The sequence below is a fragment of the Streptomyces sp. NPDC059201 genome (assembly GCF_042754585.1).
In the GTDB taxonomy this organism is placed as follows: domain Bacteria; phylum Actinomycetota; class Actinomycetes; order Streptomycetales; family Streptomycetaceae; genus Streptomyces.
In genome coordinates this window covers 597,934-615,096 of record NZ_JBHZBB010000004.1, presented here as the reverse complement: position 1 = coordinate 615,096, position 17,163 = coordinate 597,934, and the positions used below count along the sequence as shown (strand labels likewise).

Below are 17,163 nucleotides of genomic sequence, written 5' to 3'. Positions count from 1 at the left end.
GTGCCGGCCCGTCCCGTCGCCCCGCCGGCGGGCGGCCTGGGCTGGGCGAACCTCGGCATGGACATCGTGTCCGTCAACCGTGTCCGCCGGCTCCTCGCGCAGTACGGGGAGCGCTTCTTCGAGCGGATGCTCACCCCCGGCGAACTCGCCGACTGCCGCACCTCCTCCGGGCTCGACGTGCTGAGCCTGTGCGGACGGATCGCGGCCAAGGAAGCGGCCTTCAAGACCTTACGGGTCCGGGGCAGGTTCCTGCCCTGGCCGGACATCGTGGTGCGGCGCTCCGAGGGCGGCTGGCCGCTCGTCGAACTCCACGGCGCCGCCGCCGAGATGGCCGCCGGATCCGGCATCGCCGAGATCACCGTGTCCATCAGCCACGACGTGGACTACGCGGTGGCGGTCGCCGCCCCGATCATCGCCCACACCCCACCCACGCAACCGAGTTGAGGAGATCCCCCATGGCCGACGGCCTTCAGCAGGTGAAGAACTGGATCCTGGAGCGCCACCCCGAGCGCCAGGACATCGCCCCCGACCTCGACCTCATCGAGAACCGGCTCATCGACTCCCTCTCCTTCGTCGAGTTCGTCTTCCTCCTGGAGCAGGAGAGCGGCGTCTCCATCCAGATGGAGACCCTGGAGGTCGACGCCATCCGCACCCTCGGCGCCATCGAGACGCACTTCTTCGCCAAGACCGGGGCGGAGGCGGTCCAGGCATGAGCGGCGGCCGCCTGTTCACCTCGGAGTCCGTGACCGAGGGCCATCCCGACAAGATCGCCGACCGGATCAGCGACACCGTCCTGGACGCGCTCCTCGCCCAGGACCCGGGCGCCCGCGTGGCCGTCGAGACGCTGATCACCACCGGCCAGGTCCACATCGCCGGCGAGGTCACCACCACCGCCTACGCGCCGATAGCCCAGCTGGTGCGCGACGCCATCCTGGACATCGGATACGACTCCTCCGCCAAGGGCTTCGACGGCGCCTCCTGCGGCGTCTCGGTGTCGATCGGCGCGCAGTCCCCGGACATCGCGCAGGGCGTCGACACGGCGTACGAGTCCCGGGTCGACGGGGAGGCCGACGCCCTGGCCGCGCAGGGCGCAGGCGACCAGGGCCTCATGTTCGGCTACGCCTGCGACGACACCGCCGAGCTGATGCCGCTGCCGATCGCCCTCGCCCACCGGCTCTCCCGCCGCCTGACCGAGGTCCGCAAGGACGGCACCGTGCCGTACCTGCGGCCCGACGGGAAGACGCAGGTCACCATCGAGTACGACGGCGACCGCCCGGTCCGCCTCGACACCGTCGTCGTCTCCTCGCAGCACGCCGCCGACATCTCCGTCGAGGGCCTGCTCACCCCCGACATCCGCGAGTACGTCGTCGAGCACGTCCTCAAGGAGCTGGTCGAGCAGGGCGTGACCCTGGAGTCCGACGGCTACCGGCTCCTCGTCAACCCGACCGGCCGCTTCGAGGTCGGCGGCCCGATGGGCGACGCGGGCCTCACCGGCCGGAAGATCATCATCGACACGTACGGCGGCATGGCCCGCCACGGCGGCGGCGCCTTCTCCGGCAAGGACCCGTCCAAGGTCGACCGCAGCGCCGCCTACGCCATGCGCTGGGTCGCCAAGAACGTCGTCGCGGCCGGGCTCGCGCGCCGCTGCGAGGTGCAGGTCGCGTACGCCATCGGCAAGGCGGAGCCCGTCGGCCTCTTCGTCGAGACCTTCGGCACCGAGACCGTCCCCGTCGACCGGATCCAGAAGGCCGTCACGGACGTTTTCGACCTGCGCCCCGCCGCGATCATCCGCGACCTGGACCTCAAGCGGCCCGTGTACGCCCAGACCGCCGCGTACGGCCACTTCGGCCGCGAGCTGCCGGACTTCACCTGGGAGCGCACCGACCGGGCCGACGCCCTGAAGAAGGCGGCGGGGGTCTGATCGACATGCGGATCGCTGTCACGGGTTCCATCGCGACCGACCATCTGATGACCTTCCCCGGCTGGTTCAGCGAGCAGCTGCTCGCCGACCGGCTGGACCGGGTCTCCCTGTCGTTCCTCGCCGACAACCTGGAGGTCAGGCGCGGCGGAGTGGCAGCGAACGTCGCCTTCGGACTGGGCGTGCTCGGACTGCGCCCGGTCCTCGTGGGCGCGGTCGGCGCCGACTTCGAGCCGTACCGCGTCTGGCTCAAGGACCACGGCGTCGACACCGACTCGGTGCGCGTCAGCGGCTCCCTGCACACCGCCCGGTTCGTCTGTACGACCGACCGGGCGCAGAACCAGATCGCCACCTTCTACGCGGGGGCGATGGCCGAGGCGCGCGCGATCGACCTCCGCGAGGTCGTCGCGCGCGCCGGCCGGCTGGACCTCGTCCTGGTCTCCCCGGACGACCCCGAGGCGATGCTCCGGCACACCCGCACCTGCCGCGAGCTCGGGATCCCCTTCGCCGCCGACCCCTCGCAGCAGCTCGCGCGGCTCGACGGGGACGCGGTGCGGGAGCTGGTGGACGGGGCCCGGTTCCTGTTCACCAACGAGTACGAGACCGCCCTGCTGCTGGAGAAGACCGGCTGGACGGAGGCGGAGGTGCTGCGCCGGGCGGGCACCTGGGTCACCACCCACGGCGAGGCGGGCGTACGGATCCGGGGCGAGGGCCGCGGCTCGCTGGCCGTGCCCGCCGTCCCGGTCCCCGCGGTGATCGACCCGACCGGCGTCGGCGACGCCTTCCGGGCCGGCTTCCTCGCCGGAACCCTGTGGGGCGTCCCCGAGCGGTGCGCCGCCCAGCTGGGCTGCGCCGTCGCGGCGACCGTCCTCGACTACGTCGGCACCCAGGAGTACCGGCTCCACCGGGAGCCGCTGCTCGACCGGATCCGGACCACCTACGGGGTCGGCTGCACGGCCGCCCTCGTCCCTCACCTGAGGGGACTGTCATGAGGCGTTCCCTGAGGGAGGAGTTCGCCCGGCGGGTGGTCGTGGCGGACGGCGCCATGGGCACCATGCTCCAGGCCGCCGACCCCACCCTGGACGACTTCACGGGCCTGGAGGGCTGCAACGAGATCCTGAACCTCACCCGGCCCGACATCGTCGCCTCCGTCCACCGCGAGTACTTCGCCGCCGGCGTCGACTGCGTCGAGACCAACACCTTCGGCGCCAACCTGGCCGCGCTCGCCGAGTACGGCGTCGAGGACCGCGTCTACGAACTGTCCGAGGCGGGCGCCCGGGTGGCCCGCGAGGTCGCCGACGCCTGCACCGCCGAGGACGGCAGGCCCCGCTGGGTCCTCGGCTCCATCGGCCCCGGCACCAAGCTCCCGACCCTCGGGCACATCGGGTACGGACCCCTGCGCGACGCCTTCCAGCAGAACGCCGAGGGCCTGATCCGGGGCGGCGCCGACGCCCTCCTGATCGAGACCTCCCAGGACCTCCTCCAGACCAAGGCGGCCGTCATCGGCGCCCGCCGCGCCCTGGACTGGGTGGGCCTCGACCTCCCGGTGATCGTCCAGGTCACCGTGGAGACCACCGGCACCATGCTCCTCGGCTCCGAGATCGGCGCCGCGCTGACGGCCCTGGAGCCGCTCGGCATCGACATGATCGGCCTCAACTGCGCCACCGGCCCGGCGGAGATGGCCGAGCACCTGCGCCACCTCGCCCGGCACGCCCGTATCCCGCTCTCCGTCATGCCCAACGCGGGCCTGCCCGTCCTCACCTCCGACGGCGCCCACTACCCGCTGGGTCCGGAGGAACTGGCCGACGCGCAGGAGGAGTTCGTCCGGTCGTACGGGCCCGCGCTGGTCGGCGGCTGCTGCGGTACGACCCCGGCGCACCTGCGGGCCGTCGTCGACCGCGTGCGGGGCGCGGCCGTCCTGGAGCGGCGCCCGGCCCCCGAACCGGGCGCCGCCTCGCTCTACAGTCACGTCCCCTTCCGGCAGGACACCTCGTACCTGGCCATCGGCGAGCGGACGAACGCCAACGGGTCGAAGAAGTTCCGCGAGGCGATGCTCGACGGGCGCTGGGACGACTGCGTGGAGATGGCGCGGGACCAGATCCGCGAGGGCGCGCACCTGCTCGACCTGTGCGTCGACTACGTGGGCCGGGACGGCGTCGCCGACATGGAGGAGCTGGCCGGCCGCTTCGCGACCGCCTCCACCCTCCCGATCGTGCTCGACTCCACGGAGGTGCCCGTCCTGCGGGCCGGCCTGGAGAAGCTCGGCGGCCGCGCGGTCGTCAACTCGGTGAACTACGAGGACGGCGACGGCCCCGAGTCCCGCTTCGCGAAGGTCGCGGCGCTGGCGCGGGAGCACGGCGCCGCGCTGATGGCGCTGACGATCGACGAGGAGGGGCAGGCGCGGACGGCGGAGAAGAAGGTCGAGATCGCCGAGCGCCTGATCGCGGACCTGACCTCGAACTGGGGGATCCGCGAGTCCGACATCCTCATCGACACGCTCACCTTCACCATCTGCACCGGTCAGGAGGAGTCGCGGAAGGACGGCGTCGCGACGATCGAGGCGATCCGCGAGCTGAAGCGCCGCCACCCGGACGTCCAGACGACGCTGGGACTCTCCAACATCTCCTTCGGCCTCAACCCGGCGGCCCGGCTCGTCCTCAACTCGGTCTTCCTCGACGAGTGCGTGAAGGCGGGCCTGGACTCGGCCATCGTCCACGCGTCGAAGATCCTCCCGATCGCCCGGCTCGCGCCCGAGCAGGTCGAGGTGGCGCTGGACCTCATCCACGACCGGCGGCGGGAGGGCTACGACCCGCTCCAGCGGCTCCTGGAGCTCTTCGAGGGGGCGACGGCCCAGTCCCTCCGGGCCGGGAAGGCCGACGAGCTGGCGGCGCTGCCGCTGGAGGAGCGCCTGAGGCGCCGGATCATCGACGGCGAGAAGAACGGCCTGGAGGCCGACCTCGACGCGGCCCTCGCCGGACGCCCGGCCCTGGAGATCGTCAACGAGGTGCTGCTGGACGGCATGAAGACGGTCGGCGAGCTCTTCGGCTCGGGGCAGATGCAGCTGCCGTTCGTGCTCCAGTCCGCCGAGGTCATGAAGACGGCCGTGGCCCACCTCGAACCGCACATGGAGAGGTCCGACGCCGACGGCAAGGGCACGATCGTGCTGGCCACCGTCCGCGGCGACGTCCACGACATCGGCAAGAACCTCGTCGACATCATCCTGTCCAACAACGGCTACGACGTCGTCAACATCGGCATCAAGCAGCCCGTCTCCGCCATCCTCGAAGCCGCCGAGGAACACCGCGCCGACGTCATCGGCATGTCCGGCCTCCTCGTGAAGTCCACCGTGATCATGAAGGAGAACCTGGAGGAGCTGAACGGCCGGGGACTGGCCGGCACGTACCCCGTGATCCTCGGCGGCGCCGCCCTGACCAGGGCGTACGTCGAGCAGGACCTGCACGAGATCTACCAGGGCGAGGTCCGCTACGCCCGCGACGCGTTCGAGGGCCTGCGCCTCATGGACGCGCTGATGGGGGTGAAGCGGGGCGTCCCCGGGGCCGTACTCCCTCCGCTGAAGCAGCGGCGGGTGCCGAAGCGGGAGACCCCGCTGGAGGTGCGGGAGCCCGAGCCGGCCGGACGCTCCGACGTCGCCGCCGACAACCCCGTGCCCGAACCGCCCTTCCTCGGCACGAAGGTCGTCACCGGCATCCCCCTCGACGCGTACGCGCCCTGGCTGGACGAGGCGGCGCTCTTCAAGGGCCAGTGGGGGCTCAAGGACGCCGGGACGATCGAGACGGAGGGCCGGCCCCGGCTGCGTACCCTCCTGGACCGGGTCGAGCGCGAGGGGCTGGTGGAGGCGGCCGTCGTCCACGGCTGGTTCCCCTGCGTCTCCAAGGGCGACGACCTGATCGTCCTGGACGAGGACGGGGGCGAGCGGACCCGCTTCAGCTTCCCCCGCCAGCAGCGGGGCCGCCGCCTCTGCCTCGCCGACTTCCACCGCGCCGAGGACTCCGGGGAGGTCGACGTCGTCGGCCTCCAGGTCGTGACCGTGGGATCGAGGATCGGCGAGGAGACCGCCCGCCTCTTCGCCGCCGACGCCTACCGCGGCTACCTCGAACTCCACGGCCTGTCCGTGCAGTTGGCGGAAGCCCTCGCCGAGTACTGGCACGCGCGCGTGCGGGCCGACTGGGGCATCGCCGGGGCGGACCCGGCGGGCCTCGACGGCATGCTCCGCACCGAGTACCAGGGCTGCCGCTACTCCCTCGGCTACCCCGCCTGCCCCGACCTGGAGGACCGCGCGAAGATCGCCGCGCTGCTGCGGCCGGAGCGGATCGGGGTCGAGCTGTCGGAGGAGTACCAGCTCCACCCCGAGCAGTCCACGGACGCGATCGTCGTCCACCACCCGGAGGCGAGCTACTTCAACGCGGGAGGCCGCAGATGATCCCCACGTTCTCCTTCGAGTTCTTCCCGCCGAAGACCGACAAGGGGGAGCGGGCCCTCTGGGACGCCCTCCGGCGCGTGGAGGCCCTCGCGCCGGACTTCGTCTCGGTCACGTACGGCGCCGGCGGCTCCTCCCGGGACCGGACGGTCGAGATCACGAAGCGGATCGTCACCGAGACCACCCTCCGGCCGGTCGCCCACCTCACCGCCGTCGGCCACTCCGTCGCCGAGCTCCGGGCGATCATCGGCGCCTACGCCGACGCCGGCGTCCGGGACGTCCTCGTGCTGCGCGGCGACCCGCCGGGCGACCCGCGCGGCCCCTGGACCCCGCACCCGGACGGCTTCACCTACGCGCACGAACTGGTCGAACTGGTCCGCTCGCTGGGCGACTTCCGGATCGGCGTCGCCGCCTTCCCCGAGGGCCATCCGCGCTCGGAGTCCCCGGAGAGCGACCTCGCGCACTTCGTCGCCAAGTGCCGGGCGGGCGCCGACTACGCCGTCACGCAGATGTTCTTCGACCCCGAGGACTACCTGCGGCTGCGCGACCGGGTCGCCGCCGCCGGCTGCGACACCCCGATCATCCCGGAGATCATGCCCGCCACCGACGTCCGCCAGATCCGCCGCTTCGCCGAACTCTCCGACGCGGCCTTCCCCGAGGACCTCGCGCACCGCCTGGAGGCCGCGAAGGACGACCCGGCCCTCGCCCACCGCGTCGGCGTCGAGCACGCGGCCGCCATGGGCCTGCGCCTCCTCGACGAGGGTGCGCCCGGCCTGCACCACATCACCCTCAACAAGTCGACGGCGGCCCTCGAAATCCACCGCACCATCCTCAGCGCTAGGAGAGTCCCCGCCCATGTCTGACGTCTTCGCCGACTTCAAGGTCGCCGACCTGTCCCTCGCCGCCTTCGGCCGCAAGGAGATCACCCTCGCCGAGCACGAGATGCCCGGCCTGATGGCCATCCGCCGCGAGTACGCCGAGACGCGGCCGCTCGCCGGCGCCCGCATCACCGGCTCCCTCCACATGACCGTGCAGACCGCCGTCCTCATCGAGACGCTCGTCGCGCTCGGCGCCGAGGTCCGCTGGGTGTCCTGCAACATCTACTCCACCCAGGACCACGCCGCCGCCGCGATCGCCGCCGCCGGCATCCCCGTCTTCGCCTGGAAGGGCGAGACGCTGGAGGAGTACTGGTGGTGCACCGAGCAGGCCCTCACGTGGCCCGGCGGCGACGGCCCCAACATGATCCTCGACGACGGCGGCGACGCCACGCTCCTCGTCCACAAGGGTGTGGAGTACCGGAAGACCGGGGCGCTGCCGGAGGCCGCCAACGAGGAACTGGCCGTCGTCCGCGCCCTGCTGGAGCGCAGCCCCCTCGACTGGACGGCGCTCGCCTCCGGCATCCGGGGCGTCACCGAGGAGACCACCACCGGCGTCCACCGCCTCTACGAGATGCACCGCGAGGGCGAGCTCCTCTTCCCGGCGATCAACGTGAACGACGCCGTGACGAAGTCGAAGTTCGACAACAAGTACGGCTGCCGCCACTCCCTCATCGACGGCATCAACCGCGCCACCGACGTCCTCATCGGCGGCAAGACGGCCGTCGTCTGCGGCTACGGCGACGTCGGCAAGGGCTCGGCGGAATCCCTCCGGGGCCAGGGCGCCCGCGTGATCGTCACCGAGATCGACCCGATCTGCGCGCTCCAGGCGGCGATGGACGGCTACCAGGTCGCCACCCTGGAGGACGTGGTGGAGACCGCCGACCTCTTCATCACCACCACCGGCAACAAGGACATCATCATGGCGTCCGACATCGCCCGCATGAAGCACCAGGCGATCGTCGGCAACATCGGCCACTTCGACAACGAGATCGACATGGCCGGCCTCGCCGCCGTCCCCGGCATCGTCAAGGACGAGGTCAAGCCCCAGGTCCACACCTGGACCTTCCCGGACGGCAAGGTCGTCATCGTCCTCTCCGAGGGCCGCCTCCTCAACCTCGGCAACGCCACCGGCCACCCCTCCTTCGTGATGTCGAACTCCTTCGCCGACCAGACCCTCGCCCAGATCGAGCTCTTCACGAAGACCGACGCCTACCCCGTCGGCGTGTACACCCTCCCCAAGCACCTCGACGAGAAGGTCGCCCGCCTCCACCTCGACGCCCTCGGCGTGCGCCTCACGACCCTCACCCCCGACCAGGCCGCCTACATCGGCGTACCGGCCGACGGCCCGTACAAGCCCGACCACTACCGCTACTGACATGTGTACCGACGACACCCGCGACCCCTGGCTGCCCGACCGGCTGCTCACCACCGAGCGGGACCTGCTCATGCCGCTCCTGCGCCGCACCCCCGAGGAGGCGTACGAGCTGCGCACCGCCTGCCCCGGGTGGACCGTCCGGCAGGTCCTCGCGCACTGCGGCGCGGCGCTGGTCCGGATCGTGGAAGGACGCCTCGAAGAAGGGGTGTTCCTGCCCGAGGCCAACGCCTGTGACGTGGCCGAACGGGAGGACTGGGCGCTCGGCCGGGTCCTCGACGAGCTGGAGCGAGGACTGACCGAGGCGGGCCCGGTGATCGCCGGGCACGAGGACGGGCGGCTCGACGCGGTCGCCCTCGGGGAGTGGGTGCACGCCGGGGACGTACGGGAGGCGTTCGGCGAACCCGGCGCGTACTGCGGCGACGCCCTGGCCCTCGCTCTCCCCCTGCTCTCCGTCACCAGCCGGAGGCGGGAGACCCCGCGCCTCGTCGGCCGGCTCGCCGGCCACCCGGGGGAGGTGGCCCTCGGCAACGCGATCGAGGGCCGCCCGCCGGCCCGCTTCGAGGGCGACGCCGCCACCCTCATCCGCATCTACGCCGGCCGCCCCCTGGTCCGCACCCGCTACGCCCTCACCGGCGCGACGGAACAGGAACTGCTGATCTACCGCTGATCTACAAGTGAGCCGAGGGTGAGCCGGCATGCTCCGGCCTCGCCCGTTCGGTCCCCGTCGCGGTGCGGGGCCCGGGGCGCGGGGGTCTGCTGGTCGGGACCCCCCACCCCCGGACGTACGGGAGCAGCAGCATGGCCGTCATCGTCACCATCGAGATCCCCGGCGGCACGCGGGAGCAGTACGAGGCCACCATGCGCCGGCTCAGCGCCACCGCGTGGTGGCCGCCGGAGGGGTTCCTCGCCCACGCGGCGGGCCCGGACGGGTCGGGGGGCTGGCGGGTGGTGGACTTCTGGGACACGGAGGAGGACTTCCTCGGCTTCGCGGTCAAGGCGCGCCCGATCTTCCAGGAGGAGGGCCTGCCGCCGATCCTGCCGACCTTCCAGGAGGCGGTGAACGTCGTCCTCGGCTGACGGGAACGCCTGGCTCCCCCGGGCCGAAAACCCTTTGCGGGGCCGGGGCGTGGCCGCCACCCTTCCCCCATGAGCAGTCATCCTTCCCCCCGGCCCGTCGCGGACCTGTTCGCCGCCGACGGGCGCCTGATCGCGATCCCGCGCCGCCCGGCCCGCCGCGAGGCGCTCCTCGCGCACCTCGCCGAGACCCTCTTCGCGTCCGGCCGCGTCTACCGCGAGGCCGAGGTCAACGAGGCGCTGAAGACCGTCCACGAGGACTACCCGGCGCTTCGCCGCTACCTCGTCGTCGGCGGCTTCCTCGCCCGGACGAAGGACGGCGCGGTCTACCACCGACAGCAGACGGCCCCGGTCCCCGGAGGTGCGGCCCCCGCCGTCGCGTGACGGCCGCGGTGGTGGCCGGCCTGCTGGCCGGCTACGGCATCGCGATCCCGGTGGGCGCCGTCGGCGCGCACCTGGTGGCCGTCGCCGCCCGCGGCCCGTGGCGTACGGGGGCGGGCGCGGCGCTCGGCATCGCGGCGGCGGACGGGGTGTACGCCCTGGTCGCGGTCGCCGGCGGGGCCGCCCTGGTCCCGCTCCTCGCGCCGGTGGCGACGCCCCTGCGCTGGGCGTCGGTGCTCGTCCTGCTGGCCCTCGCGGCGGCCTCGGCCCGTACGGCGCTCCGCGCCCACCGCGCCGGGACCCCGGCGGCGGACCGGCCGGTGACGGCCCCGCACCGCGCGTTCTGGACCTTCCTCGGCCTCACGATCCTCAACCCGATGACGGTCCTGTACTTCACGGCCCTCGTCCTCGGCGGCCACGCCACGACGGGCCCGGCCGAGGCGGCCGTCTTCGTCGCCGCGGCCTTCGCCGCCTCGGCGAGCTGGCAGCTCCTCCTGGCCGGCACCGGCACCCTCCTCGGCCACGCCCTGACGGGCGCCCGCGCCCGGCTCCTCACGGGCCTGGCGTCGAGCGCCCTGATCGCCGTCCTGGCGGTGGGCCTCGTGGTCTGAGGGCGTCTCACCGACCGGTTCCCGATTGCCTCCGGGGGCGGCGGCGGGTCAGTATCCCCGCTGGTCGTCCTGGAGATCGGGGGAGCAACATGACGGGACGGGTGCTGGCGCGCGGGCTGCGCCGGAGACATCTGGCGATGATCGCGCTCGGCGGGGCCATCGGCGCCGGGCTGTTCGTGGGCTCGGGGGTGGGGATCGCGGCCGCCGGGCCGGGCATCCTCGTCTCGTACGCCCTCGCCGGCGCGCTGACGGTGCTGGTGATGCGGATGCTCGGCGACCTGTCCGCCGAGCATCCGGTGACCGGCTCCTTCGCGGAGCACGCGCGGCGGGCCTTCGGCGGCTGGGCCGGGCTGCTGGCCGGCTGGATGTACTGGGCGCTGCTCGTCGTCAGCGTCGCCGCCGAGGCGATCGGCGCGGCGAGGATCGCGCACGGCTGGGTGCCGTCGGTGCCGCCGTGGGCGTGGGTCGCGGTCTTCGTGAGCCTGTTCACGGTGACGAACCTGGTGGGGGTGCGGCGCTTCGGCGAGCTGGAGTTCTGGTTCGCGGGCCTGAAGATCGCCGCCATCGCGTGCTTCCTGCTGCTGGGCGGGGCGGCGCTCGCGGGCCTCGTCGACGGCTTCGCCTCACCGGGGACGGCCCATCTGACCGGCGACGGCGGGTTCCTGCCGCACGGCTGGCACGGGGTCGCCGTCGGCATGGTGGCCGCCGTCTTCGCCTTCGGCGGTCTGGAGACCGTCACCATCGCCGCCGCCGAGTGCGAGGACCCGGCCCGCGCCGTCCGCTCCGGCGTCCGCGCCGTCATGTGGCGGGTCGCCGTCTGCTACCTCGGCTCGATGGCGGTCATCGTGGCCCTCGTCCCCTGGGACGCGCCGGGCGTCGCCGAAGGCCCGTACACCGCCGTCATGGAACGGATCGGCGTCCCCGGCGCCGCCGACGTGATGAGCGCGGTCGTGCTGATCGCCCTGCTCTCCGCGATGAACGCGAACGTCTACGGCTCCTCGCGGATGCTCTTCGCGCTGGTCGGAAGGGGTGACGCGCCGCCGGTCCTCGGCCGGGTCCGAGCGGGCGTGCCGTACGCCGCCGTCCTCGCCTCCGCCGCCTTCGGCTTCGTCTCCGTCGTGCTGAGCCTGCTGTGGCCGCGCACGGTCTTCCCGTTCCTGCTGAACTCGATCGGCGCGGCGATCCTCATCGTCTGGGCGCTGATCGCCGGCTCCCACCTGCGCCTGCGCGGCCCGTCCGCCGCCTCGGTCGGCGCGCTCGCCGGCATCGGAGCCGTACTCCTCTTCATGCTCGGCGACGCCGGGAGCCGTACCCAGCTCCTCACCACCGGCGGCTGGGCGGCGGCGCTGCTCGTCTGGGCGGCGGTCAGGCGCCGGTGGCGTACCGCGCCAGGAACAGGTCCACTCCCGAGCTGATGACCCGCTCCAGCTCGTCCTCCCCGATCTCCGCCTCCGGGGAGAAGGTCCGCACGAGCTGCGGCACCCCGACGGTCGCCGCGACGAGCTGCTGCACCGCGAGCCTCGGGTCCGGCACGTCGAGGTCGCCCCGCGCGTCCAGCTCGGTGAACGCCTCGATCAGCGGCCCGTTGTTCATGTCGTAGCTGACCCGGTACCAGAGCTGCCCCAGCTGCGGGAACCGGTCGATCTCGCCGATCACCAGCCGCCGCAGCGACATGATGTCCGGCCGCAGCAGGATCCGCGCCCAGTCCGTCGTCAGCTTGACCAGCGCGGAGCGCAGGTCGGGGGCGGCGGCGATGGTCGAGTTCGTCGGCTCCAGATCCGCGTACGTCTTCGGCAGCACCCCGCCGATGACGGCGAGGAACAGGCGCTCCTTGCTGCCGAAGTGCTTGTAGATCGTCGCCTTCGACACCCCGGAGCGGGCGGTGATCGCGTCCATCGACGCCGCCGAGTACCCCTCCGCGAGGAACTCCGTCAGCGCGGCGTCGATGATCGCCTGCCGCTTCCGCGAGGCCGCGTCGGCGGGGTCCGGGATGACGGGGATCCCGTACTCGTCGAGGACGTCGTTGCTGGCGGCCATGGCGTACGTCCTCGGGGGTGGGGAGGGGGACAGGGGATCCCAGTATATGAACTGAACGGTTCGGTCTGCAAAGACGGGTTCCGGTTCAGGGCCCCCTCAGACGAAGAAGCTGTCGTGCTTCACGAGGAAGGCGGTCCGGTCCTCCTCGCTCATCCCGGCGAGTTCGCCGATCTGCTCGAAGTACTGCTCCCGGGGCGCGCCCGGCGCGAACAGCATCAGCATCGACACGGGCTCGGAGGACTCGTTGCGGAAGGCGTGCAGCCCGCCGACGGGGACGTAGAGGTGGTCGCCGGAGCGGGCGTCCACCCACCGCTCGCCGTCGAAGAGCCGGACGGTCCCGGAGAGCACGAAGAACGCCTCCGACATCGCCTTGTGGAAGTGGGTGCTGGGCCCGGCCGACTCCGGCCCCATGTCCACCCGGTAGAGCCCGTACTCGCCCTGCGTGGAGAGGGTGGTGGAGAGGTAGTGGTACGCGGCGGGCGCGGCGCCCGTGGCGACGAAGTCCGGCGGGGTGTCGGCGGCCCGGAAGCGGGCGCTGATCTCGCCGTGGTCGCCGGTGTAGCGAGCAGCGGGGTAGCGGGGGTCGGGGAAGGACATGACGGCTCCAGGGATCGTGAGAGGTCGGAAGATCGTGAGAGGTCAGAAGAGGGAGGCGGCGAGCGCGGGACCGGCGGCGACGCCGATGAGGAACGCGAAGTTGAACAGCCCGACGGCGGTGTCGCGCAGCCCCGGGGGCAGCCCGTCCGCCGATCGCCCGGTGAGCAGCCCTTGGCCCCCGGCGGTCACGAGCGAGCTGAGCCCGCCGGCGGCCAGCACGACCCAGGCCCAGGGCCCGCCCGCGGCAAGCACCACGGCGGCCGCGCCGCCACCGGCGAGCACCCACCACCGGACGTGGGCCCGTACGAGCCCCCAGGACAGCACCGCCCCGGCGAGCGAGGCGAGGGCCGCGTACGCCCCCGTCTGCACGGCCCCCCACCCGGCCAGCTCCCCGGCCCGCCGGGGCCCGGCGTACATGAGCCCGAAGTTGACGGTGGAGAGCAGCAGCATGAGGGCGGAGGAGGAGAGGAAGGCGGGGGATCGGAGGATGGTGGGCAGGGCGCCGGCGGCGAGGGTATTCCCGCCGGACGCTTTCGCGTCCGTGCCCAGGCCGCCCCGTATCGCGCCCCAGACCAGCAGGCTCAGCAGGGGGAGGACCAGGGCGCCTCGCCAGTCGAGGGTCGCGGCGATGGCCGGCCCGGCGAAGAGGCCCGCTGTGCCGCCGGCCGCGCTGCCGATGGCGACGAGGGCGGCGGAGCGGCCGGTCGGGTCGCGGCCGGCGAGTTGGAAGGCGGCCACGTTGAAGCCGGCCGCGCCGGCCGCGAGCAGGGCCCGTCCGCCGAGGGCGGCGGGGAAGCCGGGGGCGAAGAGGGCGAGGGCCGCCCCGGCGACGACGAGTCCCGCCGCGACCCGCAGCGTCCCGCCCGGACCGCCGCGCCGGCCGGCGGCGGTGAGCAGCGGCGTACCGACGGCCATGCCGATCCCGAACACGGTCAGGAGCCAGGCCGCCGTCCCGACGGACACCCCCAGCGAGGCGGCGGCCTCGGGCACGACGAGCGCGGGCCCGGACACCCCGGCGGCGGCGGGCGCGGCGAGAGCGGCGAGCACCGGCCCGTCGCCCCGCGTCCGCGCCGGCAGCGCCACGGCGGGCGCGGTCATGAGGCGCCGCCCACGGGTATCCGGCCCATCCGCCCGGCGCGGTGGTCCTGCTCGGTGAGGGCGGTGGCTGCTGGTGTCGTCGTCGTCATGGGGCGAGAGAACTACACCGTTCGGTTCACTGTCAAGACTGAACGGTTCGGTTGACACCCTGAACCGTTCGGTTTACGTTCATCGCCGTTCGAGGTGCGGCGGCGGCATACCGCTGCCGCTGCCCACCGACCGACAGACCACCACCCAGGGGGATTTCATGACCGCCACCGTGCTCGCCATCTCCGGCTCGCTCCGCGCCGACTCGCACAACACGCTGCTGCTGCACGCCGCCCGCAAGTTCAACCCGGGCGGCCTCGACATCGAGATCTACGAGGACCTCCGCGAGATCCCGCCGTACGACCAGGACCTCGACCACCCCGACCGCCGCCCGGCCGCCGTCACGGAGCTGCGGCGCAGGGCCGGCGAGGCGGCCGGACTCCTCATCGCCACGCCGGAGTTCAACTACTCGGTCCCCGGCGTCCTCAAGAACGCGCTGGACTGGCTCTCCACGAACCCGACCGGCGAGGAGCTCGTCCCCCTCCACCGCAAGCCGATCGCGATCCTCGGCGCCGCCCCCACCAACTTCGGCACCGTCCGCGCGCAGCTGGTCCTCCGCCAGGTCTTCGTCTGCACGGGCAGCGACGTCGTGGTGAAGCCCGAGGTCCACCTCTTCCGCTCCCACGAACGCTTCGACGCCACCGGCACCCTGACCGACGAGACCTCCATATCCCTCCTCCGCGACCTCCTGACGGCCCTCAAGACCAAGATCGAGTCCCACGCCTGAGCAGACGGCCGGACACGACGACGCCCCGCCCCGGAGGTTCCGGGGCGGGGCGTTCTGTGTGGGTGTCAGGCCCTGCGCGCCAGCAGGGCCGCGGCGAGTGCGGTTCCGCCGAGTACGGCGGTTCCTCCTGCCATGACGCCGCAGCGGGACCGCCAGGACAGGGCCGACCACTGGGACTCCGCCGACAGCAGGGAGCCGAGGCTCGCCCAGGAGCCGGCGGAGAGGATGGAGGCGGCCGAGCCGACCGAGCCGATGGACAGGAACGAGCCCACCGAGCCGATGGACAGGAACGAGCCCACCGAGCCGATCGACAGGAACGAGTCGCGGGAGCAGAGGGACCAGCGGGAACCGTCAGCGCTCATGTTCCGATCGTAGGCACGAAGCCCTGCCCGGCGCAGGCCGGCGGGAACTCAGCGGCGCGGAGTCACCGACCCCGCGTACACGTTCTTCGGGGTGATGACGCCCGTCACGGCGCGCGCCACGAGCGTGGAGGGCTCCTGCCCGCCGCTCAAGGCGTCCGTGTTGAGCATCAGGACGAGCGTGGCCTTCTGCGACGGGAGGTACACGGTGACCGTCTCGTACCCGGGCAGGGAGCCGTTGTGCCCGATCCAGCCGTTCGTGTCGAGGATTCCGAGGCCGTAGCTGGTGCCGGGGAAGCCCGTCGGCAGGGTCTTGAGGCGCTGCGCCTGCGTCGCGGGGCTGAGGAGCTCGCCGGTGGCGAGGACGCGCGCCCAGCGGCGCAGGTCGTCGAGGTCCGAGATCATCGCGCCGGCCGCCCACGCCCAGCTCGGGTTCCAGTCGGTCGCGTCGGCGACGGCACCGCTCAGTGTCTGGTCGGTGTAGCCGCGCGGATGCGGCTCCGGGAACTCGGCCCCCTTCGGCAGGAACGTGTGCCGCAGCCCGCCCGGCCGCACGACCCGCTCGTGCAGCACCTTCGCGAGCGGCCGGCCGGTGACCTTCTCGATGACCAGCCCGAGCAGGACGAGGTTGGAGTTGGAGTACTGGAAGGTCGCGCCCGGCTGGAAGGTGTTGGCGTGCCGGTACCCGTACGAGAGCACCTCCCACGGGTTGAACGCCCGCTTCGGCGCGCTCAGCAGGTCCCGGACGAAGTCGGGATCGGAGGTGTACGGGAACAGCCCGCTGCGCATCCCCGCCAGCTGCCGCAGCGTGATCCGGTGCCCGTTCGGAACCCCCCGGACGTAGTCGTCGATCGGGTCGTCGAGCCCGACCTTCCCCTCGTCGACGAGCTGGAGGAGCGCGGTCACGGTGAACGTCTTCGTCTCGCTCCCGATCCGGATGAAGTCGTCGGCGGACATCGGCCGCCCGGTCTTCTTGTCCGCGACCCCGGTGGCCCGTACGTAACACCCCTTCCCCGGCATCCACACCCCCACCACGAGCCCGGGGATCCCGGCCTCCCGCCGGACCTTCTCGACGGTCGTGTCGAGCCGCGCGGCGGTGGCGGCCGGCAGCCGCTCACCCTCCGGGCAACGCTCCTCACCGTGGGAGCCGGTCGCGGGGAGGGGGACGGGGGCCGCCGTCGCCGGGAGGGCGGAGGGGGCGAGAGCGGCCGTCGCGAGGAGCACGGCGGTGGCGAAGAGGGACCGGCGGCGGGGAGTGCGTGGCATGGGGGGCGCCTTCTCGTGTCGGAGGGGAGGGGGGAGGAGGGAGAAGAGGGACGGTACGGGCGCTGCCAGATCAGCACCGGCACCCGTTCCGCCGCCCCGCCCGCCGACAGGACCGGTCACGAGTCCACTCGTTCGGCGCCCCCGACCGCCCGCCAACCACCCCCGCTCGGCCCAGCGCCCCCAGCGCCCCCCGGGCGTCAACGCGGCCGTGGAGCCGTCCAGGTGACGGCAGGGGCACGGCCGCACCCCCGACGGCGACGAAACGTTACGTTCCACCCGATGCCTCCCGCCGCTGTTCACTTCCCCCCTCCCCGAGG

18 protein-coding genes are annotated in these 17,163 nt (G+C 72.9%); 13 read left to right on the top strand and 5 right to left on the bottom strand.

Annotated features, from left to right (window positions below; genetic code table 11):
• From acpS to ACFXMG_RS17190, 12 genes are all read left to right on the top strand, one after another.
• Complete coding sequence (gene acpS, locus ACFXMG_RS17245) at positions 1-444, top strand: holo-ACP synthase (RefSeq protein ID WP_383823800.1); 444 nt, start codon at positions 1-3, stop codon at positions 442-444.
• 11 nt (positions 445-455) lie between these two features.
• On the top strand, positions 456-713 hold the full coding sequence (locus ACFXMG_RS17240; protein WP_190223789.1) for an acyl carrier protein: 258 nt from the start codon (positions 456-458) through the stop codon (positions 711-713).
• Positions 710-1,921 (top strand): methionine adenosyltransferase, encoded by a 1,212-nt coding sequence (metK, locus tag ACFXMG_RS17235; protein WP_383823803.1) that lies wholly within the window; start codon positions 710-712, stop codon positions 1,919-1,921. Before ACFXMG_RS17240 ends, metK begins: the two co-directional genes overlap by 4 nt.
• A 5-nt stretch (positions 1,922-1,926) precedes the next feature.
• Positions 1,927-2,910: a carbohydrate kinase family protein gene (locus ACFXMG_RS17230; RefSeq protein ID WP_383823806.1), complete on the top strand. Its 984-nt coding sequence runs from the start codon at positions 1,927-1,929 to the stop codon at positions 2,908-2,910.
• Positions 2,907-6,359, top strand: coding sequence for a methionine synthase (gene metH / locus ACFXMG_RS17225; protein WP_383823809.1), 3,453 nt, complete (start codon positions 2,907-2,909; stop codon positions 6,357-6,359). The genes ACFXMG_RS17230 and metH overlap by 4 nt, the downstream gene beginning before the upstream one ends.
• Positions 6,356-7,219 (top strand): methylenetetrahydrofolate reductase [NAD(P)H], encoded by an 864-nt coding sequence (gene metF, locus ACFXMG_RS17220; protein WP_383823810.1) that lies wholly within the window; start codon positions 6,356-6,358, stop codon positions 7,217-7,219. Before metH ends, metF begins: the two co-directional genes overlap by 4 nt.
• On the top strand, positions 7,212-8,609 hold the full coding sequence (gene ahcY / locus ACFXMG_RS17215; protein ID WP_383823812.1) for an adenosylhomocysteinase: 1,398 nt from the start codon (positions 7,212-7,214) through the stop codon (positions 8,607-8,609). Before metF ends, ahcY begins: the two co-directional genes overlap by 8 nt.
• A 1-nt stretch (position 8,610) precedes the next feature.
• On the top strand, positions 8,611-9,276 hold the full coding sequence (locus tag ACFXMG_RS17210) for a maleylpyruvate isomerase family mycothiol-dependent enzyme (RefSeq protein ID WP_383823815.1): 666 nt from the start codon (positions 8,611-8,613) through the stop codon (positions 9,274-9,276).
• Positions 9,277-9,407: 131 nt separating this feature from the next.
• Positions 9,408-9,686 carry a hypothetical protein gene (locus ACFXMG_RS17205; RefSeq protein WP_383823817.1) on the top strand — a complete coding sequence of 93 codons (279 nt, stop codon included), beginning with the start codon at positions 9,408-9,410 and terminating at the stop codon, positions 9,684-9,686.
• A 69-nt stretch (positions 9,687-9,755) separates the two neighbouring features.
• Positions 9,756-10,067 (top strand): DUF2087 domain-containing protein, encoded by a 312-nt coding sequence (locus tag ACFXMG_RS17200; RefSeq protein ID WP_383823820.1) that lies wholly within the window; start codon positions 9,756-9,758, stop codon positions 10,065-10,067.
• Complete coding sequence (locus tag ACFXMG_RS17195; RefSeq protein WP_383823823.1) at positions 10,064-10,675, top strand: LysE family transporter; 612 nt, start codon at positions 10,064-10,066, stop codon at positions 10,673-10,675. Before ACFXMG_RS17200 ends, ACFXMG_RS17195 begins: the two co-directional genes overlap by 4 nt.
• An 89-nt stretch (positions 10,676-10,764) precedes the next feature.
• Positions 10,765-12,090 carry an amino acid permease gene (locus tag ACFXMG_RS17190; RefSeq protein WP_383823826.1) on the top strand — a complete coding sequence of 442 codons (1,326 nt, stop codon included), beginning with the start codon at positions 10,765-10,767 and terminating at the stop codon, positions 12,088-12,090.
• On the opposite strand, the gene ACFXMG_RS17185 is transcribed toward ACFXMG_RS17190, so the two are convergent.
• The 3 genes from ACFXMG_RS17185 to ACFXMG_RS17175 all read right to left on the bottom strand — a co-directional run bounded on the left by ACFXMG_RS17185 (position 12,041) and on the right by ACFXMG_RS17175 (position 14,407).
• Positions 12,041-12,712, bottom strand: coding sequence for a TetR/AcrR family transcriptional regulator (locus tag ACFXMG_RS17185; protein WP_383823829.1), 672 nt, complete (start codon positions 12,710-12,712; stop codon positions 12,041-12,043). The two genes, ACFXMG_RS17190 and ACFXMG_RS17185, sit on opposite strands and share 50 nt — an antisense overlap.
• Before the next feature lie 96 nt (positions 12,713-12,808).
• On the bottom strand, positions 12,809-13,309 hold the full coding sequence (locus ACFXMG_RS17180; protein ID WP_383823832.1) for a cupin domain-containing protein: 501 nt from the start codon (positions 13,307-13,309) through the stop codon (positions 12,809-12,811).
• Positions 13,310-13,351: 42 nt separating this feature from the next.
• Positions 13,352-14,407: an MFS transporter gene (locus ACFXMG_RS17175; protein ID WP_383823835.1), complete on the bottom strand. Its 1,056-nt coding sequence runs from the start codon at positions 14,405-14,407 to the stop codon at positions 13,352-13,354.
• A 247-nt stretch (positions 14,408-14,654) separates the two neighbouring features.
• Between ACFXMG_RS17175 and ACFXMG_RS17170 the strand changes: the two genes are divergently transcribed.
• On the top strand, positions 14,655-15,221 hold the full coding sequence (locus ACFXMG_RS17170; RefSeq protein ID WP_383823836.1) for an NADPH-dependent FMN reductase: 567 nt from the start codon (positions 14,655-14,657) through the stop codon (positions 15,219-15,221).
• A 65-nt stretch (positions 15,222-15,286) separates the two neighbouring features.
• Here the strand turns inward: ACFXMG_RS17170 and ACFXMG_RS17165 are convergent, their stop codons facing one another.
• On the bottom strand, positions 15,287-15,583 hold the full coding sequence (locus ACFXMG_RS17165) for a hypothetical protein (RefSeq protein ID WP_383823838.1): 297 nt from the start codon (positions 15,581-15,583) through the stop codon (positions 15,287-15,289).
• Positions 15,584-15,631: 48 nt separating this feature from the next.
• On the bottom strand, positions 15,632-16,846 hold the full coding sequence (locus ACFXMG_RS17160) for a serine hydrolase domain-containing protein (RefSeq protein WP_383823840.1): 1,215 nt from the start codon (positions 16,844-16,846) through the stop codon (positions 15,632-15,634).
• Positions 16,847-17,163 lie beyond the last annotated feature (317 nt).